Here is a 20,211-nt window from a genome sequence, read left to right on the forward strand (position 1 = left end):
TGAGGGTAACGCATGGCGTTTGATGCCGATGAAGAAATCCTGCAGGACTTCCTGGTTGAGGCCGGCGAGATACTCGAAAAGCTGTCTGAGCAGTTGGTCGACCTTGAGCAGCACCCGGACGACAGTGACCTGCTTAACGCCATATTCCGTGGCTTTCACACCGTAAAGGGTGGCGCGGGTTTCCTGCAGCTTGATGCCCTCGTAAATTGCTGCCACTCCGCCGAGAACGTGTTCGACATCCTGCGTAATCATAAGCGCAAGGTTGACTCGGAGTTGATGGACGTGGTTCTGGAGGCTCTGGATAACGTTAATGCCATGTTCGAGCAGGTGCGGAATCACGAAGAGATGACGCCGGCGCCGAACAGCCTGATAGCTGCACTCGATGCCCTTGCACAGCCTGAAGGCAGTGCCCCTGAGCCTGTTGTCGAAGAGCCAGTGAGTGATTCTGGCGAGCCGCAAGACGGCGGTGATATCACCGATGACGAATTTGAGCAGTTACTGGATGCCCTGCACGGCGATAGTTCCCCCGGCAAATCATCTGCTGAGACCTCGGGAAAAGCTGTCAGTGATTCAGGCGACGCGAAAGCCACGTCCGGTGACGATGAAATTACTGATGACGAATTCGAAAAGCTGCTTGATGAGCTCCACGGTAAAGGCCAGTTTGCGGGTGCGCCGGCGGCCGACGAAGCCAGGCCCGATCAAGACGAAAAACCGGCCGCCTCTGGCAAACCGGGTGATGACCTGATCACCGATGATGAGTTTGAAAAACTACTGGATGAGTTGCATGGCCAGGGCGGAAGCCCGACCGTGGCGGATGCCAAGGCGTCAAAGCAAGGAGGGGCCGTCCGTCCAACCCCACAACCCTCTGCGGCTGCTGGCTCAAAGGGCAAGGCCGAGGAGCCCAAGCCGAAGCCGGAAGCAAAGCCTGCCCAGAAAGCGGCGGCACCTGCGAGAGACACAGCACCCGCAGCCGACACCACGGTTCGTGTCGATACCAAGCGCCTGGACGATATCATGAACATGGTGGGTGAGCTGGTGTTGGTGCGAAACCGCCTGCAGCGACTGGGTTCTGAAAGTGAAGACGAGCACATGCACAAGGCGGTATCCAACCTGGACGTGGTCACCACTGATCTCCAGGCTGCGGTTATGCAAACCCGCATGCAGCCGATCAAGAAAGTCTTTGGTCGATTCCCCAGGGTCGTACGTGACCTCGCGCGGAACCTGAAAAAAGAAGTGAACCTGGTCATGCACGGGGAAGAAACCGATCTGGACAAGAATCTCGTTGAGGCCTTGTCCGACCCCCTCGTCCACCTCGTTCGCAATTCGGTGGATCATGGGATTGAAGCACCCGATGTCCGTGAGAAAGCAGGGAAGCCGCGTCAGGGTACGGTGACACTGTCTGCGGAGCAGGAAGGTGATCACATTCTGTTGTCTATTCAGGATGATGGCGCGGGGATGGACCCGGAGGTACTGCGCCGTAAGGCCGTCGAAAAGGGCGTCTATGATCAGGATGCTGCGGATCGTCTCACCGATAATGAGTGCTTCAACCTGATCTTCGCCGCAGGTTTCTCGACCAAGGAGCAAATCTCGGACGTGTCCGGTCGTGGCGTAGGAATGGATGTGGTGAAGACCAAGATCGGGCAGCTCAATGGCCAGATCAGCATCGTATCCGAGCTGGGCAAGGGTTCGAGCATCATTATTAAAGTGCCCCTGACCCTGGCAATCATGCCGACGCTGATGATCAAACTCGATGATCAGTCTTTTGCGTTGCCTCTGGTCAATGTAGTTGAGATCTTTCATCTGGATCTCACCAAAACCAACGTTGTTGATGGCCGTGAGTGCATCGTCGTCAGGGACAAAGTCTTTCCGCTTTTCCATATCAAACGCTGGCTGGTCAATAGTCCTGCCGGTCAGAAGGAGCCGGACAACGCCCACGTCGTTATTGTTGCCATGGGTACCCGTCAGGTTGGCTTTGTGGTGGATCAGCTTGTCGGCCAGGAAGAAGTGGTCATCAAACCGCTTGGCCGGGCGCTTCAGGGGACACCGGGCATGGCGGGCGCGACCATTACCGGTGACGGTCGTATTGCACTCATTATTGATGTTCCCAGCTTGCTACAGCAATACAGCTGAGTCGGTACAGGAAATAATTGAACATCAGGATTCGGTAGGAGAAATGGATGACAGTTTCTGTCCTGGTCGTTGATGATTCAGGTTTTTTTCGTAAACGGCTGACGGAAATTCTGACCGGCTCCGGTCAGATTAAGGTTGTGGGTGCTGCAACCAATGGTCGTGAGGGTGTTGAGCTGGCCGAGAAGTTAAGGCCGGACGTTATCACCATGGATTACGAGATGCCGGTTATGGATGGCATCTCGGCGGTGCGTGAAATCATGAGAAAGCACCCTGTGCCTGTGCTGATGTTCTCCTCACTGACCTACGAGGGCGCCCGGGTCACGTTGGACGCCCTTGAAGCCGGGGCCGTCGACTTCCTGCCCAAAAACTTCGAGGAGATTGCCCGGGATAGCAGCCAGCTCCAGAAGATACTCATAGATCGAATTCTGGATGTCGCCGGCAGTAGGCCGGGTGGCCGAGTCACGCCAGCTCCGTCCCGGCCCGTGGCGCCTGCGCCTGCCGCGCGTACGCATCAGGACATTGCACCATCACGCCAGCGTGCAGACTCTTCCTCCGGTTCGCGACGGGCTCCCGTCGCAAAGCCTCTGGAGCACACGTCCGAAACCGAGCATCCCAGAAGAGCCGCCCGACGAGGGCCCGCCAAGCGCTACAGCGTGGTCGGAATTGGAACCTCCACCGGCGGTCCGGTTGCGTTGCAGCGGGTGCTGACAGCGCTGCCTCAGTCCTTTCCCGCACCGCTGGTACTGGTGCAGCATATGCCTGCCAGCTTCACCCCTGCATTTGCCGAGCGGCTGAACAAACTGTGCAGAATTGAAGTCCGTCAGGCTGAGGATGGCGATGTGCTGAAGCCGGGACTCGCCCTGTTGGCGCCTGGTGGCAAGCAGATGATGATCGAAAGCCGGGGTGGACAGGCTAGGATACGCATCCTTCCCGGTGATGAGCGGCTGAATTACAAGCCCTGTGTGGATGTTACCTTTGGCTCGCTCGCCCGCAGTTTTCCAGGTAAAACTCTCGGCGTCATCCTGACGGGCATGGGGTCTGACGGTAAGGAAGGCTGCCGCATGATGAAACAGAGCGGCTCGGATATCTGGTCCCAGGATGAAAAGTCGTCGGTGATATACGGAATGCCTATGGCCGTAGCAAAGGCAGGCCTCAGTGATGAGGTGTTGTCACTGGAAGAGATCGGTCCGCGACTGGCAGAAGGTGTCTGTTGATGGATATTCTTAGCCTGCTGGGAATCGTATTGGCGTTTGCCGCTATTCTTGGCGGCAATCTGCTCGAAGGCGGTGCGTTAAGTTCCCTGTTTAACGGCCCGGCGGCGCTTATCGTGGTTGGCGGAACCTTTGCAGCGACCATCCTGCAAACTTCCTGGCCGACGCTCAAGCGGGCCTTTACCCAGGTACGTTGGGTCTTCATTCCCCCGTTTATCAGCCTGGAAGATGGCATTGGCAAGGTAATTGACTGGAGTGTGAAAGCCAGGAAACAGGGGCTTTTAGGTCTGGAAGGCCTGGCCGATCGGGAGCCGGAACTGTTTGCCCGTAAAGGGTTGCAGCTTCTGGTGGATGGTGCGGAGACCGAGACTATTCGCAGCATTATGGAAGTGGATCTTGAATCCCGGGAGCAGCGTGACCAGGAATCTGCCCGAGTGTTTGAGGCCATGGGGGGGTACTCACCCACCATTGGTATCATCGGTGCGGTGATGGGTCTGATTCAGGTGATGACCAACCTCGAAGACCCCCAGTCCCTGGGTGGTGGCATTGCCACCGCCTTTGTTGCCACGATTTATGGCGTAGCCCTTGCGAACCTTTTGTTTTTCCCGATCGCCAACAAGATGCGGGGTATTGTCCGTGATCGCACCCGCTACGAAGACATGATGATCGACGGCATTATCGCGATCGCTGAGGGTGAAAACCCGAAATCCATCGAGTTGCGGCTGCGGGGCTTCCTGCAGTAAGCGTAGGCAGGTCATTCTATTATGCGACGTCGTAGGCGACCCCAGGTAGAGCTTCATAATAAAGAGCGCTGGTTGATCTCCTATGCGGACTTCATCACCTTACTCTTTGCTTTTTTTGTCGTCATGTATTCGGTCTCGTCTGTAAATGAAGGCAAATACAAGGTGTTATCCGAGACGCTGACAGGTGTATTCAATTCCCCCCAGAGATCATTTCAACCCATTGAGGTGGGCGATCGGCCCCAGCGGTCGCTGAATACGCCGTCGGAAGGCGTTATACCGCCGGCAGTCACCGAAGCTCCCCGTAACCCCGAAATGGATGCTCAGGCCCGGACCGAGGCATTGAAAGCTATGGCAGACCAGCTGGCCATGGAGTTTGACGAACTGATCAATCAGGGTGTTATCACGCTCGAAACCAGTGACCGCTGGCTGGAGCTTAACCTGCCCAACAGTCTCCTGTTTAGCAGTGGCGATGCCGAACCCCATTATGATGCCTTTGATGTGATAGATAAGATCGCCGGGGTTTTACGGGACAGGGATAATGCCGTAAAAATAGAAGGTTTTACTGACAACCAGAGGATTAATACCCAGCGCTTTCCCTCCAACTGGGAATTATCCGCCGCTCGTGCAGCGGCGGTTGTTCGAATGTTGGCAATGGAGGGCGTTGAACCTGAGCGACTGGCAGCTGTGGGTTATGGCCAGTTCCAGCCGATCGCCCGCAATGATACGGAAGAGGGCCGTCGCCGTAATCGCAGGGTAGTCCTGCTGGTATCCCGGGATGCCAGCATACGCGGTGCCATGCGGTAATCGAAGCTTGCTCGGCACATGCGTATATCCCCCTTGGCATGGTTCCTGTATTACTCCATGGTAATGAATCTGTTACGGCAATCGGTTGCCGCTCCCTGATGGACTTTGGAACTTTTTCCCTTCAAGTTGGGGGCGAATTTGCCGATACACTGGAATGCAGCCGATAGTGACTTTCGGTTATGACGTATTCTCTGGAGAAACAAGCGTGCGAATCTGGGCAGTAGCCAATCAGAAAGGTGGTGTGGGGAAGACCACATCTGTGGTCGCGTTGGGCGGCTTGCTGGCTGAGCGTGGTCAGCGCGTACTGGTTGTGGATCTTGACCCTCACGGCTCGCTGACCAGCTGGTTCGGGTACGATCCCGACACCCTTGCTCACAGTGTGTTTGATCTGTTCCAGCATCAGGGCAAAGTACCTGAGGGACTGCCAGCGCAGCTGATTACGGAAACCGGCTGCAAGGGCTTGTCCCTGTTGCCTGCCAGTACTGCGCTGGCCACCCTGGAGCGCCGCATGGTTGGCGTGGAAGGGATGGGGCTGATTATTTCCCGCAGTCTGGCTCAGTTGTGGGATGATTTTGACTATGTGATTCTGGATAACACACCGTCGCTCGGGGTGTTGATGGTGAACGCACTGGCCGCAGCCCAGCACCTCGTGATCCCGGTACAGACGGAGTTTCTGGCGATCAAGGGGCTCGAGCGGATGCTTCATACACTTCAGATGATCATGCGGTCCCAAAAGAACGAGCTACCATACACAATTGTTCCGACGCTCTTTGATCGCCGGACCCAGGCCTCCGTGAAGAGTCTGAATCTTCTGCGCAAGACGTATTCAGACAGCTTGTGGCGCTTCGCCGTTCCGGTGGATACCAAGTTCCGCGATGCGAGCCAGGCCGGCACCACCCCGTCAGGATTGGATGCCGAGACCCATGGCGTTCGGGCCTACCGTCATTTGCTGGACGACTTGTTGGTTCGCACCGGGTCAGTGAAGGAGCGTCAGCATGGCTGACGGAAAATTGACAAGCCTGGCGGATCCGGCAAATGCCATCGCCAGTTATCTGGACGAGCTGCTGCATACGGCGACGGATCAGGCGCTGCAGGAAAAATCGGTTGCCGAAACGCCTGAGCCGGAAGTAAAGCTACGGTCCGAGGTCAGAGCGGCGGTTGGGGTAGAGGCGGAGAAAGTTGCCGAAAAAACGACACCGAGGCCAGCGGAGCGTAAGGTAGTATCCCCGGTGCCGGCAGTGGAGCCCCCGGCAGTTGCCAAAACTCCTTCGGTGGAATCGAGCAGCGAGCCCGATGTCGGGCGGGAGCCGGTGGCGCCACCCTCACGGCCGGAGTGGTCGGAGAAGCCGTTTGAGTGCCTGATTTTTACCGTAGCCGGGCTTCAGCTTGCAGTGCCTCTTATTCTTTTGGGAGCCATACACCGGGTTGAAGAAGAGATTCGGCCCATTCCCGGCAGCCCCAGGTGGTATATGGGTATCCGTCCGGACCGTGACCAGAACCTTCGGGTTGTGGATACGGCGGAGTGGATCATGGCTGGACGGGTGCCGGATAACGCCCGGGACAACTATCGATTTGTTATTCGGCTCGATAACAGTGACTGGGGGCTCGCCTGCGATGACGTGGCCCAGTCCTTCACGCTCAAACCGGATGAGGTGCGCTGGCGAACTGCGCGCAGCAAGCGGCCCTGGCTGGCCGGTACGGTGATTGATCAGATGTGCGCACTCATCGATGTGCGCACGATGGCCGATCTGCTGGTGCGGGCAGAGCGGGAGCACCACCTTGACCTGAGTTGAGAATAAAGTTGGTTACCGATTGAAACCATGCCGTGCTGGCACGGTTTGTGCCCTTAACTATAGTATTGGGCACTGATGATGTTTTTTTGACGATCAGGTTGCCCGCCGGGCAGCCACAGAGGAGACACAACGCTATGGCATCCCCGAGCGGACAGCAAAGTCAGGCCCACGACGATCAGGTAATGCAGTACGTGACTTTTCGTCTGGATGACGAGACCTACGGTCTGAATGTCATGCAGATTCAGGAAGTGCTGAGGTACACGGAAATCGCCCCAGTGCCGGGTGCTCCCGACTATGTACTTGGCATTATCAACCTTCGGGGCAATGTGGTTACGGTGATCGATACCCGCCGCCGGTTCGGACTGGCGGAAGCAGAGGTCACAGATGCTACCCGGATCGTGGTGATGGAGTCGGCGAATCAGGTCATGGGTATTCTGGTCGACTCGGTGGCTGAGGTGGTCTACCTGAAGTCCAGTGAGATTGAAACAGCACCGAATGTGGGTAACGAAGAAAGTGCCAAGTTTATCCAGGGTGTGTGCAATAAGGATGGCGAACTGATCATACTGGTCGAGTTCGACAAGATGCTGTCAGAGAACGAATGGGCTGAGATCTCAGCACTGTAAGTGCCTGCATAGGCCACAGTACCCGGGATGGACGCCTGTCGACATTAACAACGGGAGACGTCCGTCATGTTTTCAGAAATTTCTTCCTGGCTTCCATGGCTACTCACTGTTTCGGCATTATCCCTGGTTTTTATTCAGGGCATGATCCAGGCTCGCCAGGTCCGACGCCTTAAAGCGTCGCTTAAAGACCGATGCGATACTCTTGGCAGAGAGTTGCATGCGACGGCCAGTGGCAGCATGGGAGTAGGGCAGCGGCTTGTGGCCTGCGAGCGACAGCTCCATGAACTTCGGACCACTCTTGATGAAATGCGCCAGAATGATCCACTGCGCATTTCCTACGATGAGGCGTCCCGGCTGGTTGATCTGGGCGCGGATATCGACGATCTTATGAATACCTGCGGAATTTCCCGTCCCGAGGCCGAGCTGGTGTCAGCATTGAGAAAGCGCCAGGCGGCCTGACTTCATGTTGTTACGGACGCTACCGAATGAAAAGAGTGTATCCGAGGGCCCATGAGGCTCTCCTTGCTGTATCCCGCCACGATTTTGTAGCCGGTTCCGACCTGGTTTCCTCTATTACCGGCCATTCCATACCTCGCCAAGAAACCGTCAGCCACATTCTCGACCTGCTACCGGAAATTGAACCGGATCAGGTCGTTATGCATGTGGGCGGCGGGTCCGGCTACCTTGCCGCAGTTCTGTCCGAGCTGGCTCACCGGGTGATCTATGTTGATAAGAACCCCGCGGTAGCCGAGGCAGCCCGAAAGCGGTTTTTTTATCTGGGCATGCACAATGTCGATGTGCTGGCCGTTGCTGTTGAGGATGGCTTCGAGCTGGACCAGCCCTGCGACACCATTCTTTGTACCACCTTCCTCGGCGAACGGAATGTTGTGGCACCGCACCTTAGGGAAGGGGGGCATCTGGTTTGTCTTGAGGGTAAGGCAGGGCCAGTGCCCAGTCTGGCAATGTTTGTTAAACACGGCAGCAAGCTCGAACGTGTCCGGACCCTTGGCTGGGTAGACTTCAACAGAAATTCCGAACAGATCCTGATTGATCTGGGCATTGTCGATGAAAAGGTCCTGGCCGATGCCAAGGCTGAAGCTGCCGGGAAAAATTGTCCTGTATTGGAGGTGCTCCGGCACAACCTCAACCTCGAAGAAATCGGTCTGTATCGATCCCTGGCGCAGCAACGGGGTATGGGGTTTACCGATGCTGAAACTTTGCTCCCTGAGCTCCATACAAAGCTGTTCCGAAGGTTTTCGAGAACGTTTCTCGACCTTTCCCGGGTTATTCCGGTGGCCGAGGACGACAGCAAAATCATCGTTGTTACCGATGACCCGGATGCGCGAACGGATCAGCTGGAGCGCCTGAGCCCCAACCACACTATTGAATGCCGGCTTGTTACGCCAACGGACTTCCGCCGGCTCTGGTCGGCGCTGGACCTTACCGTCAAAGGCAGTCGTTTCGTGGCGGATCACTCGGGAGGGGCTGAAGAGAAGCCGCTTATCAATGGCCAGAACAGTGAGCTCCTGGGGAGCGAGCCGGGGCACAAGCACGTCAGCCCGTACCTTGTCTCTGTGTATGAAGCCATCCTGCTTGATGCGGTTAGCGAAAAGGCCAGCGATATTCATATTGAGCAGTATGGCGACCGGGTCCGGATTCGTCTGAGGGTGGATGGTGACCTCCATGACCTTCCCCAATATCAGCTCTCACCACGCGAAATCAAAGGCGTTATCAACGTTATAAAGCTTCGTGCAGAGCTGAATATTGCCGAGCATCGGTTACCCCAGGGCGGACGTTCACGGCTACAGCTGGGGGACACCGCTTACGACCTGCGCATCCAGACCCAGCCTTCTTTGCATGGTGAGCATGCGGTTATCCGGCTGCTGCCCCAGACCGGCCGGGCTATGACCATTTCCGAATTGGGTATGTCCGGGCTGATTGGCGCTCGTTACCAGCGGCTGCTGGATAACCCGGCGGGTCTGGTTCTGGTCGTCGGGCCGACCGGTTCAGGCAAGTCCACAACACTTTACGCAGGCTTGCAGACGCTCGCGGATGATGGCCGGCGCAAAGTGATTACCGTAGAAGACCCCATTGAGTTTTCCATCGACAATGTCCAGCAGACGCGTGTGCGCTCGGATATTGGTTTTGGATTTGCCTATGCGATGCGGGCCTTTGTTCGGGAAGACCCGGACGTGATCCTGGTGGGCGAAATTCGCGACCAGGAAACCGCACTGGAGGCCATTCGAGCTTCCCAGACTGGTCACGTTGTGCTCTCCACGCTGCACTGTAACGATGCCGTGGACTCCTTGCAGCGGTTGTATGATCTCGGCATTCATCCTAACTCTATCGCCGGGGAGTTGCTGGCAGTGATTGCACAGCGACTGGCCAAGCGGATTTGCGAGCATTGTCGGAAGCCGGCAAAGCCGGACCGCGTGACTCTGGCGGAGCTGTTCCCTGACGGCCCGCCGGCCAATTTTCGCAGCTTCGAGGGTGAGGGGTGTGACAAGTGCAATGGTCGGGGCACCCGGGGACGGGTTGCGATTGTAGAGTACATGGAAGTCGACTCGGATATTCGCAATGTCATTTCCAGTCAGCCCCCTATCGGAGAGTTGCGCTGGCGCGCCCTGGATGCAGGCTTGGTGACCATGCGCGATAGCGCACTGGATCACGTGATCGAGGGCGTTATTCCCCTGTCTGAACTGCCACGTATCCTGCCGAGGGAGCGCATGGCGCCAGAAGTTCGCGGTGGCCGCAGGAGTCATTCATGAGCAGTAAGAAACAGCAGAAAGCAGCGCAGCGTGAGCCGGTGGAGATCACTTATGCCGCCGAACTGGCAAAACTGGTGGAGCTGGATAAAGGGCCGGTGCCGCCAGGCTGGCGTTTGTCGCCCCGTGCCGTCGAAAAGTTTGTCATGGGTGACGACAGCCTGGGCATCGAGCGCAAGTTTGTTGCCGACCGAGCCATGGTTGTTCGTATTATTATTTCCCTGTGCACCAGCCGTGGCTGTCTCCTGGTGGGCGAGCCCGGCACGGCCAAGTCGTGGTTGTCCGAACTTCTGGCGGCGGCGATTTCCGGCAAGTCCACACTGACACTTCAAGGTGGTGCCGTGAGTCATGTTGGCCAGCTTCTCTACAGCTGGAATGAGTCAGTCCTGCACTCGAAGGGGCCTTGCCGGGAGGCTCTGGTTCCAAGCCCGTTGCTTCGCGGCATGATCGAAGGCCAAATTGTCCGGTTCGAAGAAATTGCCCGTTGCCCGCAAGCACTTCAGGATGCTTTGTTGTCGGTCTTGTCAGACAGGGTTGTCGTTATTCCCGAGCTCGCAGGGGATGACGGCGTGGTTCTTGCTCGTGAGGGCTTCAATGTGGTCGCCACATCTAACAGCGTTGATGCCGGGGTGCACGAGATGAGCGCGGCGTTGAAACGGCGGATGGATTTTGAGGAGATCAGGCCAATCCGCAGCCTCCCGGATGAAATGGGCGTTGTGCTCCGGGAAGTCCGAAAGGCCAACACATATGCCGGCATCGACGTCGACCTGGACGAATCGGTCATCGAAATCCTGGTCACGATGTTCCATGAGTTGCGGAATGGTCAGACACTCGATGGCCGCAGTACCGACCGCCTCGCCGGGTCGGCTCTCTCCACAGCTGAAGCGGTCTCTGTCGCGCACGCCGCCAGTCTCAGTGCCTGGTATTACGGTGGTGGCTGCCTGTCGGTGGAACAACTGATGCACCACATCATCGGCTCAGCCCTCAAGGATCAGCCGGAGGATCGCCGGCGTTTGCGCCATTACTTCGAGACCACCGTGGCGCCGAGGAAGGGCGAGAACTGGCGGCAGGCCTGGGATTTACGCTCACTGATCCAGTGATTCGGTCCCGGATGAGTTTTCGCCTCGGGCATCGTCGGGCGTTCGGCCCCGGATATGGAAAGCGAACGCCAGAATTTCGGCAATGACCCGGTAGAGGCTCTCGGGAATCTCTTCGTTCAGGGATAAGCGGGCAAGAATGCTCGCCAGTTCCGCATTCTCATACAGGGGCACATTGTGGTCCCGCGCAATGCGGATTATTTCGTCCGCCAGTTCATGGGTGCCCGTGGCCGTGATAGTGGGGGCTCTTTCTCCGTCGTATTTCAACGCGACAGCGGCATTGGGCGTGGGGTTCGATTGCTTGTCCGTCATACGCGGGTATCCACCAGTCTGTGCTCTAACCGGGTTGCCGGGTGTTCCGGGCTGCCCCGGCGGCACTCCAGATCCGTTACTTCCAGCCCGAGGTCTGTCAGGCTCTGTCTGAGCAGAGGCAGTTCCTCGTGGATCTGGCGCAAGGTCGTTTGCTTTTCGGCCCAGACGCGAGCGCTGACGCTTTGATGGCGCAAAGAGACGTCAAAATGCATCAGGCCAGCCTCGTCCAGATCCATGGCCAGCGCAAGCCTCCATTCGCTGGCCGCTTTGTGCTGGCTGCTCTGTCCACGCTGTTCCTCTGAGTGCTGTTCAATGCGAACCTGGGCAATTCGTGGTTCGTTCTGTGGCGTTAGCCAGGGTAGCTCCAGCAGCAAGGTGGATACTGGCGCCGGTGCCTCACCCCCGGCACGGGCCGTCAGTACCTGACTGTGGAGCTGATTGACCGTAATCCGGTTCAGCATTCCTGCCAGCAGGCGAAGCATCTGGCCGACCGTTGTAGGCTCTCCATCGGCGCTCGCCGGCGGGGTCAGTGCCATGGCCTGGGGAAACTGGAGCGGGGCCTGCACCAGTTCCGGAGAGGCAAGGGGCGTCAGCCGGTTGAATCCTTCCGGGCCCTCGCCTTGTTGTGCGAGCAATGCTGTGATCACCCTACCTATGGCCAGTTTGAGGTCTGGCAGAGATGCTGAGGGCGTCTGTGCCAGCCGGGATTCGGCAAACAGGCCGCTCTCTGAAATCCACTGTTTCATCTGTTGCAGGGTCTGGTCCTGGGCTCCGGTGCCCGGTTGAATCGTTGTCCCCGGCGGAAGCCTGGACAGAACCTGCTGTAAAGCCTGGCGGGCGGCTTCGGGCATTGGCCGGGCTGTGCGTTCGGAGGGCGGCTGGCCGGGCAGGGCGTCGGGCTTCAAGCCCTGGGTCAGGCTGGTCAAAAGCCTGGTCAGCCCACCTTGGAGATCCTGTTGCCAGGGCATCCGCTGAGCCAGAGCCCTGGCAATTCCGGCTTCCGGTGCGGGCGCCAGCTTTCCCATCAGTTGCAGTTCATTGCCAGCGCGCAAAACCTTGACCCAGTCCCCGGTTTCAAGTTCAGTACGACCTATTGCGGCCTGTACCAGTAACGATTTACCGCGAACGTCCAGCAATATGTCCGAACCGGCCGCACCCTGGCGGCTAATAACTTCTGCGACCCTTGCCAGGGTGGTTTCGCGATTGGCCAGCTGTAACTGTTCCAGCTGCTGCCGCGCTGACAGGGCGACAGGGTCCCGGCCCTGCGTCATTGTTTCGGTTGGCGGGGCGGGTGATACCGTTTTTTGCCCCTGAGGCACAGGAGGCTGTTGGCTGCTGGGTAATTTCATCTTTACCGATTTGATGTTAGACAAGAGTATTCCGGGAGCGCTTTCGTTATAATACGCCGCGCCGGCGACTCCTGCCGTGAATAATGTCTGCACCCGCTGTGTCAGTCGTGAATACACCCGATGCCGCCAAGGCGCGCATCGTCCTGGTTACGGGGCCCTGATGTCTGAGCCGTTACTACAGGCTGTCAATCTGCAGTGTGAGAGGGATAAACGGATTTTATTCCGTGACCTTTCGTTCTCCATATTGCCCGGGACGGTTACCCGTGTCGAGGGCCCCAATGGCTCTGGTAAAACCACTCTTTTACGTATCCTGGCCGGTCTGAATGATGCCTGGTCAGGTGACCTGCTGTGGTGTGGCGACTCAAGGTCTACCCAGCGTGAAGACTTCCTCCGGAACATGCTTTACCTGGGGCATAGGCCGGGCATCAAGTCACTGCTGACACCGGTCGAGAATCTGCGCGCTCTGATGGCGGGAAGGCAACCGGTGCCGGATCGCGTTCTTCGCGAGGCCCTTGACGGCACCGGGTTGGCCGGCTTTCAGGATGTACCCTGTCGAAACCTGTCCGCGGGGCAGCAGAGACGGGTTGCTCTGGCGCGGTTACTGATCGCTGATGAGCCCTTGTGGCTGCTGGATGAAGTGTTCACCGCCATAGATGCCAACGGTGTCGCCGCTATTGAAGCTCTGCTGCAGCAGCGCGCAGCAGAAGGCGGTGCTGTGGTAGTAACCACCCACCACGACCTCAGGCTCCCGGGCATGAAGAGTATCGAACTTGGGGGAGGGCAGAACGATGAATGCTGATGCCCGTCCGGTAATGAAGCCCCTCGATAGCAGCGTTGGCTCTCTTGATGCAATGAAGGCCGTCTTCACCCGGGATATGAAAGTAGCCTTCCGGCAACGGCAGGATTTGCTTAACCCCTTGCTCTTTTTTGTCATGGTCGTCACCTTGTTTCCGCTTGGGGTTAGTCCGGAAGTGTCATTCCTGCGAGAAGCCGGTGCGGGTATCCTGTGGGTGGCTGCCCTGTTGTCCGTGTTGCTGTCCCTTGACCACCTGTTTCGGCATGACTTCGATGACGGCACCCTGGAACAGCTGGTGCTCCAGTCCCAGCCGCTATTCCTGCTGGTATTGGCAAAAACGCTTGCACACTGGATGCTCACCGGGTTGCCACTGGTCCTGTTGACCCCGGTTCTCGGTGTCATGGTGCATTTGGAGGGGAACTCTATTGCTGTTTTGTGTCTAACGCTGCTGATTGGCACGCCGGTGCTGAGCCTGATTGGCTCCATTGGCGCAGCGTTGACTCTGGGATTGCGATCGGCCGGTGTGCTCTTGTCCCTGCTGATCATTCCGCTGTACATTCCAGTCCTGATTTTTGGAACGGGAACGGTAGCGGCGGCGGCTGATAGCGCTCCGGTGGGTGGCTATCTGGCTTTGATGGCGGCGTTTCTGGTGCTGGCAACGACACTGGCTCCCTTCGCCTCGGCTGCGGCCTTGAGAATCAGCCTGTCCAACGCATAGGAATAACGTGATGATTTACAGGGTATCCATCTGATGTGGCAGTTCTTTCATAAACTGGGGTCGCCCAAATGGTTCTTCGGGATTGCCACCAGGTTGATGCCCTGGCTTCTGGTTGGCGGTATTGCCCTGCTGATGGCCGGAGTTATATGGGGGCTGGCGTTTGCGCCCAAGGATTACCTCCAGGGCAACAGTTACCGCATTATTTTTATCCACGTCCCGACGGCGTTTCTGGCCCAGTCAGCGTATGTCATGATGGCGGTCGCCGGCGTGGTGACGCTGGTTTGGCGAATGAAGCTGGCTGATGTTTTTGTTAAGGCTGTGGCGCCGGTTGGGCTGGTCCTCACGTTCTTAGCACTCTTTACCGGCGCGGTCTGGGGCAAGCCAACCTGGGGAACCTGGTGGATCTGGGATGCCCGCCTGACGTCCATGCTGATCCTACTGTTTCTCTACGGTGGCGTGATTGCCCTGGACAGAGCCATCAATGATGAAAAATCGGCAGCCCGCGCCGTTGCGGTTCTGGTGCTTGTGGGTGTAGTGAACATCCCGATTATCAAATACTCCGTAGAATGGTGGAACACCCTGCACCAGCCGGCCACCTTCAAGCTAACCGAGAAGCCGACTATGCCCGCAGAAATGTGGGTGCCCTTGTTGCTTTCCATCCTCGGGCTCTACCTGCTGTTCGGCTGGCTGGCGTGCCTGCGGATGCAGACGGAAATCATGCTGCGGGAGCAGCGCACCCGCTGGGTGAGGGATCTGGTTATGGCAGGGAGGAACTGATAGATGGCGTTTGAATCCTTTGCAGCATTTCTTGCGATGGAAGGCCACGGCCCTTACGTATGGGCTTGTTATGGCGTATTTTTTATCCTGATGGCCGGTATGATGGTCTGGTCGCTTCAGCGTCGTAATGCCGTGATTGAATCCTGTCGCCGTGCTTTCGAATCCGATGAGGGCACGAGTGACGCTTTGACTTCCCGCACGTCGGCGACATTTACCCGAGTAAACGTTTCTCATGACTGAATGGCAGGTATCGAATGCACCCAACCCGTAAAAAACGGCTGACCATCGTTCTGTTTCTGGTGGCAGGGATCGCTATTGCGGTCGGTCTGACTACCTATGCGTTGCGACAGAACATCAACCTGTTCTACGACCCAACGCAGATTTCTGCTGGCGAGGCTCCTGCGGATGTCAGGATTCGTGCCGGCGGCATGGTGGAAGAAGGGTCCGTGCTCCGGGATCCGGATAGCCTGAAAGTGGAATTCCGGGTAACGGACTTCAACGCTTCGGTTCCGGTGGAATATACGGGAATCCTTCCTGATTTGTTTGCTGAGGGCCAGGGCGTGGTAGCGATGGGTCGCCTGGACAGCCGTGGCTATTTTGTTGCGGACCAGGTGCTGGCTAAGCACGATGAGAATTATATGCCACCGGAAGTCGCGGATGCCCTGAAGAAAGCTTCGGGTGGCCAGGGCAAGGCCGGTGAATCCGAAGTTTACTGAAAACACATTAACGGCCAGATGGCTGGAGGGCTTTGATGTATCCGGAACTCGGACAGCTCGCACTGATTATCGCGCTGTTGCTGGCAGTGCTCCTCTCCGTTGTGCCCCTTGCCGGATCCATTACCGGCAGGGATAACCTTCAGGCGTTCGCGCGTCCACTTGCTTCGGGCCTGTTCGTCTTTATCTGTCTGGCGTTTGCGGTTTTGACCCATGCCTTTCTGACTGATGATTTTTCAGTTTCTTATGTTGCCAATAACAGTAACAGCCTGCTGCCATGGTACTTCAAGTTCAGTGCCGTATGGGGCGGGCATGAAGGGTCACTGTTGCTGTGGATCCTGATGCTCTCGGGCTGGACACTGGCGGTCGCCATTTTCAGCCGTCGCCTTCCGTCGGTTATGGTTTCCCAGGTGCTTTCCGTTCTGGGAATGGTTGCGGTAGGTTTTCTGCTGTTTATTGTCATTACCTCCAACCCGTTTGATCGCCTGCTACCCAATGTTCCTGCTGACGGTGCGGATCTGAATCCTCTGCTCCAGGACTTTGGCCTGATCGTTCATCCCCCGATGCTCTACATGGGGTATGTAGGTTTCTCTGTCGCCTTTGCTTTTGCCATCGCCGCACTGATCAATGGTCGGCTCGATGCTGCGTGGGCACGCTGGTCCAGGCCCTGGACGACGGTAGCATGGTCATTCCTGTCGGTTGGTATTGCCCTTGGCAGTTGGTGGGCTTATTACGAACTTGGCTGGGGCGGCTGGTGGTTCTGGGATCCGGTCGAGAATGCGTCCCTTTTGCCCTGGCTCGCCGGCACGGCATTGATGCACTCACTGGCGGTGACGGAGAAGCGGGGCGTTTTCAAAAGCTGGACGGTGTTGCTCGCTATTGTGACTTTCGCTTTGAGTCTGCTGGGTACATTCCTGGTACGTTCCGGTGTGCTGACTTCCGTGCATGCATTTGCGTCCGATCCGGAGCGAGGTGTCTTTCTGCTGGCGTTGCTGGCGGTTACCGTTCTGGCCAGCCTGACCCTCTACGCATTTCGCGCTCCCGTTGTTCATGTCCGGTCCAGTTACGGCTCCCTTTCCCGCGAGATCTTCCTGCTGCTGAACAACGTCCTGCTGGTATCAGCGACGTTGCTGGTGGGTGTGGGTACACTGTATCCACTGGTCCTCGACTATCTCGATATGGGCAAGCTCTCCATTGGTGAGCCGTTCTTCAACCTCACCTTCAGTCCGCTGGCGGTAGCTACCGGTCTTTTGATGGGTGTCGGGATTTTTTCCCGCTGGAAAAAAACCGATGGTGGCTGGCTTGCGCGTAAATTGCTCTGGCCACTGGCAGTCAGTCTGATCGTCAGCACCGCTGTTGTCATAGGGTATGGTGGTTTCAAACCCTGGGCATTCGCCGGCGTTTTCTCATCCAGTTGGGTGGTCCTGGCGACTATTTGGGATCTCTGGGATAAGTCTTCTTCGCGCAAAGGGCGTATTCATGGTCTAAGGCGTCAGTCCCGGAGTTATTACGGCATGGTTCTGGGGCACCTTGGGCTGGCCATTACCATGGCGGGTGCGACTGTTGTATCCAACTATGGCATTGAGCGGGATGTGCGCATGATTCCCGGTGATGTAGCCACCGTGGGGGACTACCAGTTCGTGTTCCGGGATATTGGCGACCGTCGTGGACCGAACTTTACTGCCCAATACGGCAGTTTTGATGTCCTTCTCGACGGTGAGCAAGTTGCTGAGCTGCATCCGGAAAAGCGCCGGTACGCAGTCGGGATGAGCGTCATGACCGAGGCGGATATTGATGCCGGACTTTTCCGTGACATTTTCGTGGCTATCGGTGAGCAGATTTCTGAAGACGCCTGGGCCATTCGTCTGCAATACAAACCACTGGTTCGCTGGCTCTGGCTCGGGGCATTGTTCATGGCCGCAGGTGGCTTCCTCGCTATCGCCGATCGGCGTTACCGGATTCGTGAGCGCGCCGACGAGCGGCGACCAGCCAGCTTACAGCCGGTGCGGGGTCCTGAAGATCCCGCAGGAGCCGCGCCATGAAGCGGTTCCTCCTGTTTCTGCCGCTCCTGGTGGCTTTGATACTGGGCGTTGTACTGTTCGCCGGTATCGGCAAAGATCCCACGAAACTGGAATCGGCGCTCATCGGCAAGCCGGTGCCCGCGTTTAATCTTGCGGATCTGCACGATCCGGATGTGAAACTGGATCAGGGCCTGCTTAAGGGTAAGGTCCAGTTGCTGAATGTCTGGGGAACCTGGTGCCCCTCCTGCCGGGATGAGCATGGGGATCTGATGTGGCTCGCCCGTGAAAAGGGCGTGTCAATTATCGGCCTTAACTATAAGGACGATCGTGCAGATGCACTGGTTTGGCTGGACCGCCTTGGTGATCCGTATCAGACGACGATCTATGATCCGAAAGGCACTCTCGGTTTCGATATGGGCGTTTATGGCGCACCGGAGACCTTTGTGATTGATGCCAGTGGCGTTGTTCGATACCGCCACGTTGGTGTGGTCAATGAGAAAGTCTGGGAGGAAACTCTGCTTCCTGTTATCAACGACGCTCGGGAGAATGGTTGATGTTCAGGTTCTTACCGGCTCTGTTATTCGTCTTGTTTTCTGGCGCAGCAATGGCTGAAGTGGCGGACGTCTATGAATTTGATTCCGTGGACGAGGAGATGCGGTTTCAGAATCTGGCTGAAGAGTTGCGTTGCCCGAAGTGTCAGAACCAGAACATCGCTGATTCCGCGGCTCCGATTTCCAAGGACATGCGGGCTGAGGTCTATCGTATGATGCGGGGCGGAGCCAGCAATGAGGAGATTGTGAGTGCTCTTGAGGCTCGCTTCGGTGAGTTCATTCGATACAAGCCGAAGGTGGAGAAACGGACCATTCTGCTTTGGGCGACACCGGCCATCGCTGTTATTGGCGGTCTCCTGGTAGTTGCTGGCGTGGTGGTCCGTTCGCGTCGAGGCAGCAGTCAGGCGCCGGCGCTCACGGCCGAAGAGAAAGCCCGAGTCGAAAAGATTCTCGCAGAAAACGATCAGGACAAAAGCGCCTGAACCAGCCTGTTTTCTGCTGCACCCATTACTGAACCAGTGACGATATCTTCATGACAGAAACATTCTGGATTGCCGCAACGGTACTTATCATTATTGCCCTGGCTTTTGTCCTGTACCCGTTATTCTTTCAACAGTCTTCGGGAAGGGGGCGTGCCAACCTGAGAAACCAGAACCTGATGGCTTACCGGGGCCGAATGGAGGAACTAGACCGGGAGTATGAGGCGGGCATTCTTGATGAAGAAAACTACCGCCAGTTAAAGGAAGAACTTGCCGGCTCCATGCTGGACGATGTGCCGGAACAGGCACAGCCAGAACGGACCAGCGCCGGGCGGAGGAGTGCACTGGTTATCGGGCTCTTATCGATCCTGTTGCTGCCAGCCTCCACTTACTTCCTTTATCAGGAATGGGGGGCGATGGACAAAGTGGAACAGTTCATCACCATGCAAAAGATGGGCGATACGGACACTGCCCGTATCGCCCAGATGAACGAGCTTACGGCTCAACTTCGGGAGAAGCTTGAATCCAGTCCCGATAATCCGGATGGCTGGGCCATGCTCGGCCAGACCTACATGCGCCTTGAGCGTTATCAAGACGCCGCTCTGGCTTTTCAGCGTCTTGCGGATAGCGTGTCGGAGGACACCGGTGCCCGCGCGGTAGCACTGGGGCTGGCCGCCCAGGCGCTGTTTTTCCGCAGTCAGGGTGTCATGACCGAGGAAGTGACTGCTGCAATAGAGGCTGCCCGGTCACTGAACCCGGATGAAGTAAATGCGCTTGGCCTTCTCGGTATTCACGCCTTTAGTCAGCAGGACTATCGCGAGGCCATTCGTTATTGGGAACGAATAGGGGAGGTTGCGCCGGATCACCCTCAAATTGCCTCTATCCGTGGGGGGGTTGAAGAGGCCTATCGTCGTTTGGGTGAAGAGCCTCCCGAGAAGGCCGTTGCAGCGGCTTCCGGGCCGGGTGTCATGGTCCGGGTGACGTTGGCGGACGCATTCGCCAGTCAGGTGCCGGCTGATACGATATTGTTTGTTTTCGCAAGGCAGGTCGGCGGTGCTGGTGGGCCACCCTTGGCGATTGCACGGATGACGGCCGGAGACCTGCCTGTGGACGTGCGTCTGGATGACAGTAAATCCATGTCGCCGCAAGCAAAGATTTCCGCTGCGAAAGAGGTGGTGGTTACTGCCCGGCTTAGTCGATCCGGCAGCGCCATGGCTCAGGCGGGCGACTGGCAGGGCAGTCTCGACACACCTCTTGCTGTCTCTGCCGACCCCGGCGACCCGGTAGAACTGGTGATTGATCAGCAACTCACCGACTAGGCCTGCAGTA

At 57.2% G+C, this 20,211-nt stretch carries 21 protein-coding genes; 19 read left to right on the top strand and 2 right to left on the bottom strand.

What is annotated here, in order from left to right:
• The first annotated feature begins 12 nt into the window (after positions 1-12).
• The 10 genes from BKP64_RS02950 (at position 13) to BKP64_RS02995 (ending at position 11,169) form a co-directional block, all read left to right on the top strand.
• Positions 13-2,130 (top strand): chemotaxis protein CheA, encoded by a 2,118-nt coding sequence (locus BKP64_RS02950; protein WP_070965820.1) that lies wholly within the window; start codon positions 13-15, stop codon positions 2,128-2,130.
• Between the two features lie 47 nt (positions 2,131-2,177).
• Entirely contained in the window at positions 2,178-3,344 is a 1,167-nt protein-coding gene (locus BKP64_RS02955; protein ID WP_070965823.1) for a protein-glutamate methylesterase/protein-glutamine glutaminase, read from the top strand.
• On the top strand, positions 3,344-4,084 hold the full coding sequence (locus tag BKP64_RS02960; protein WP_070965825.1) for a flagellar motor protein: 741 nt from the start codon (positions 3,344-3,346) through the stop codon (positions 4,082-4,084). The genes BKP64_RS02955 and BKP64_RS02960 overlap by 1 nt, the downstream gene beginning before the upstream one ends.
• Before the next feature lie 21 nt (positions 4,085-4,105).
• A complete protein-coding gene (gene motD / locus BKP64_RS02965; protein WP_070965827.1) occupies positions 4,106-4,888 on the top strand; it encodes a flagellar motor protein MotD in 783 nt (260 codons plus the stop codon).
• Between the two features lie 205 nt (positions 4,889-5,093).
• Positions 5,094-5,891 (top strand): ParA family protein, encoded by a 798-nt coding sequence (locus tag BKP64_RS02970; protein WP_070965829.1) that lies wholly within the window; start codon positions 5,094-5,096, stop codon positions 5,889-5,891.
• Positions 5,884-6,681 carry a chemotaxis protein CheW gene (locus BKP64_RS02975; protein ID WP_070965832.1) on the top strand — a complete coding sequence of 266 codons (798 nt, stop codon included), beginning with the start codon at positions 5,884-5,886 and terminating at the stop codon, positions 6,679-6,681. The genes BKP64_RS02970 and BKP64_RS02975 overlap by 8 nt, the downstream gene beginning before the upstream one ends.
• 134 nt (positions 6,682-6,815) lie before the next feature.
• Positions 6,816-7,304, top strand: coding sequence for a chemotaxis protein CheW (locus tag BKP64_RS02980; protein WP_070965835.1), 489 nt, complete (start codon positions 6,816-6,818; stop codon positions 7,302-7,304).
• A 66-nt stretch (positions 7,305-7,370) separates the two neighbouring features.
• Positions 7,371-7,763 (top strand): DUF2802 domain-containing protein, encoded by a 393-nt coding sequence (locus BKP64_RS02985; protein WP_070965837.1) that lies wholly within the window; start codon positions 7,371-7,373, stop codon positions 7,761-7,763.
• Positions 7,764-7,789: 26 nt separating this feature from the next.
• Positions 7,790-10,072 carry an ATPase, T2SS/T4P/T4SS family gene (locus BKP64_RS02990; protein WP_070965839.1) on the top strand — a complete coding sequence of 761 codons (2,283 nt, stop codon included), beginning with the start codon at positions 7,790-7,792 and terminating at the stop codon, positions 10,070-10,072.
• Positions 10,069-11,169: an ATP-binding protein gene (locus BKP64_RS02995; RefSeq protein ID WP_070965842.1), complete on the top strand. Its 1,101-nt coding sequence runs from the start codon at positions 10,069-10,071 to the stop codon at positions 11,167-11,169. The genes BKP64_RS02990 and BKP64_RS02995 overlap by 4 nt, the downstream gene beginning before the upstream one ends.
• On the opposite strand, the gene BKP64_RS03000 is transcribed toward BKP64_RS02995, so the two are convergent.
• Complete coding sequence (locus BKP64_RS03000) at positions 11,155-11,478, bottom strand: EscU/YscU/HrcU family type III secretion system export apparatus switch protein (protein WP_070965844.1); 324 nt, start codon at positions 11,476-11,478, stop codon at positions 11,155-11,157. The genes BKP64_RS02995 and BKP64_RS03000 overlap by 15 nt on opposite strands.
• Entirely contained in the window at positions 11,475-12,851 is a 1,377-nt protein-coding gene (gene fliK / locus BKP64_RS03005; protein ID WP_227515487.1) for a flagellar hook-length control protein FliK, read from the bottom strand. Before fliK ends, BKP64_RS03000 begins: the two co-directional genes overlap by 4 nt.
• Positions 12,852-12,987: 136 nt before the next feature.
• Between fliK and ccmA the strand changes: the two genes are divergently transcribed.
• The 9 genes from ccmA to ccmI are packed head-to-tail and all read left to right on the top strand — an operon-like array spanning position 12,988 to position 20,201.
• A complete protein-coding gene (gene ccmA / locus BKP64_RS03010) occupies positions 12,988-13,626 on the top strand; it encodes a cytochrome c biogenesis heme-transporting ATPase CcmA (protein WP_070965850.1) in 639 nt (212 codons plus the stop codon).
• Complete coding sequence (gene ccmB, locus BKP64_RS03015) at positions 13,616-14,341, top strand: heme exporter protein CcmB (protein WP_070965853.1); 726 nt, start codon at positions 13,616-13,618, stop codon at positions 14,339-14,341. The genes ccmA and ccmB overlap by 11 nt, the downstream gene beginning before the upstream one ends.
• Positions 14,342-14,374: 33 nt before the next feature.
• Positions 14,375-15,118 carry a heme ABC transporter permease CcmC gene (ccmC, locus tag BKP64_RS03020; RefSeq protein WP_070965855.1) on the top strand — a complete coding sequence of 248 codons (744 nt, stop codon included), beginning with the start codon at positions 14,375-14,377 and terminating at the stop codon, positions 15,116-15,118.
• A 3-nt stretch (positions 15,119-15,121) separates the two neighbouring features.
• On the top strand, positions 15,122-15,358 hold the full coding sequence (ccmD, locus tag BKP64_RS03025; RefSeq protein ID WP_070965858.1) for a heme exporter protein CcmD: 237 nt from the start codon (positions 15,122-15,124) through the stop codon (positions 15,356-15,358).
• Positions 15,359-15,372: 14 nt separating this feature from the next.
• A complete protein-coding gene (gene ccmE / locus BKP64_RS03030; protein ID WP_070965861.1) occupies positions 15,373-15,834 on the top strand; it encodes a cytochrome c maturation protein CcmE in 462 nt (153 codons plus the stop codon).
• A 35-nt stretch (positions 15,835-15,869) separates the two neighbouring features.
• On the top strand, positions 15,870-17,873 hold the full coding sequence (locus BKP64_RS03035) for a heme lyase CcmF/NrfE family subunit (protein WP_070965864.1): 2,004 nt from the start codon (positions 15,870-15,872) through the stop codon (positions 17,871-17,873).
• Positions 17,870-18,406 (top strand): DsbE family thiol:disulfide interchange protein, encoded by a 537-nt coding sequence (locus BKP64_RS03040; protein ID WP_070965867.1) that lies wholly within the window; start codon positions 17,870-17,872, stop codon positions 18,404-18,406. Before BKP64_RS03035 ends, BKP64_RS03040 begins: the two co-directional genes overlap by 4 nt.
• Positions 18,406-18,885: a cytochrome c-type biogenesis protein gene (locus BKP64_RS03045; protein ID WP_070965870.1), complete on the top strand. Its 480-nt coding sequence runs from the start codon at positions 18,406-18,408 to the stop codon at positions 18,883-18,885. The genes BKP64_RS03040 and BKP64_RS03045 overlap by 1 nt, the downstream gene beginning before the upstream one ends.
• A 50-nt stretch (positions 18,886-18,935) precedes the next feature.
• Positions 18,936-20,201, top strand: coding sequence for a c-type cytochrome biogenesis protein CcmI (gene ccmI / locus BKP64_RS03050; RefSeq protein ID WP_070965873.1), 1,266 nt, complete (start codon positions 18,936-18,938; stop codon positions 20,199-20,201).
• Positions 20,202-20,211: the final 10 nt, after the last annotated feature.

The sequence above is a fragment of the Marinobacter salinus genome (genome assembly GCF_001854125.1).
Classification (GTDB): Bacteria; Pseudomonadota; Gammaproteobacteria; order Pseudomonadales; family Oleiphilaceae; genus Marinobacter; species Marinobacter salinus.

Coding starts and splice junctions, on each gene's coding strand:
- BKP64_RS02980 (WP_070965835.1), top strand. CDS start 6,816: ATGGCATCCCCGAGCGGACAGCAAAGTCAGGCCCACGACGATCAGGTA.
- ccmC (WP_070965855.1), top strand. CDS start 14,375: ATGTGGCAGTTCTTTCATAAACTGGGGTCGCCCAAATGGTTCTTCGGG.
- BKP64_RS02975 (WP_070965832.1), top strand. CDS start 5,884: ATGGCTGACGGAAAATTGACAAGCCTGGCGGATCCGGCAAATGCCATC.
- motD (WP_070965827.1), top strand. CDS start 4,106: ATGCGACGTCGTAGGCGACCCCAGGTAGAGCTTCATAATAAAGAGCGC.
- ccmB (WP_070965853.1), top strand. CDS start 13,616: ATGAATGCTGATGCCCGTCCGGTAATGAAGCCCCTCGATAGCAGCGTT.
- BKP64_RS02960 (WP_070965825.1), top strand. CDS start 3,344: ATGGATATTCTTAGCCTGCTGGGAATCGTATTGGCGTTTGCCGCTATT.
- BKP64_RS02990 (WP_070965839.1), top strand. CDS start 7,790: ATGAAAAGAGTGTATCCGAGGGCCCATGAGGCTCTCCTTGCTGTATCC.
- ccmA (WP_070965850.1), top strand. CDS start 12,988: ATGTCTGAGCCGTTACTACAGGCTGTCAATCTGCAGTGTGAGAGGGAT.
- BKP64_RS02955 (WP_070965823.1), top strand. CDS start 2,178: ATGACAGTTTCTGTCCTGGTCGTTGATGATTCAGGTTTTTTTCGTAAA.
- BKP64_RS03040 (WP_070965867.1), top strand. CDS start 17,870: ATGAAGCGGTTCCTCCTGTTTCTGCCGCTCCTGGTGGCTTTGATACTG.
- BKP64_RS02950 (WP_070965820.1), top strand. CDS start 13: ATGGCGTTTGATGCCGATGAAGAAATCCTGCAGGACTTCCTGGTTGAG.
- ccmE (WP_070965861.1), top strand. CDS start 15,373: ATGCACCCAACCCGTAAAAAACGGCTGACCATCGTTCTGTTTCTGGTG.
- ccmD (WP_070965858.1), top strand. CDS start 15,122: ATGGCGTTTGAATCCTTTGCAGCATTTCTTGCGATGGAAGGCCACGGC.
- BKP64_RS03035 (WP_070965864.1), top strand. CDS start 15,870: ATGTATCCGGAACTCGGACAGCTCGCACTGATTATCGCGCTGTTGCTG.
- ccmI (WP_070965873.1), top strand. CDS start 18,936: ATGACAGAAACATTCTGGATTGCCGCAACGGTACTTATCATTATTGCC.
- BKP64_RS02995 (WP_070965842.1), top strand. CDS start 10,069: ATGAGCAGTAAGAAACAGCAGAAAGCAGCGCAGCGTGAGCCGGTGGAG.
- BKP64_RS02985 (WP_070965837.1), top strand. CDS start 7,371: ATGTTTTCAGAAATTTCTTCCTGGCTTCCATGGCTACTCACTGTTTCG.
- BKP64_RS03045 (WP_070965870.1), top strand. CDS start 18,406: ATGTTCAGGTTCTTACCGGCTCTGTTATTCGTCTTGTTTTCTGGCGCA.
- BKP64_RS03000 (WP_070965844.1), bottom strand. CDS start 11,478: ATGACGGACAAGCAATCGAACCCCACGCCCAATGCCGCTGTCGCGTTG.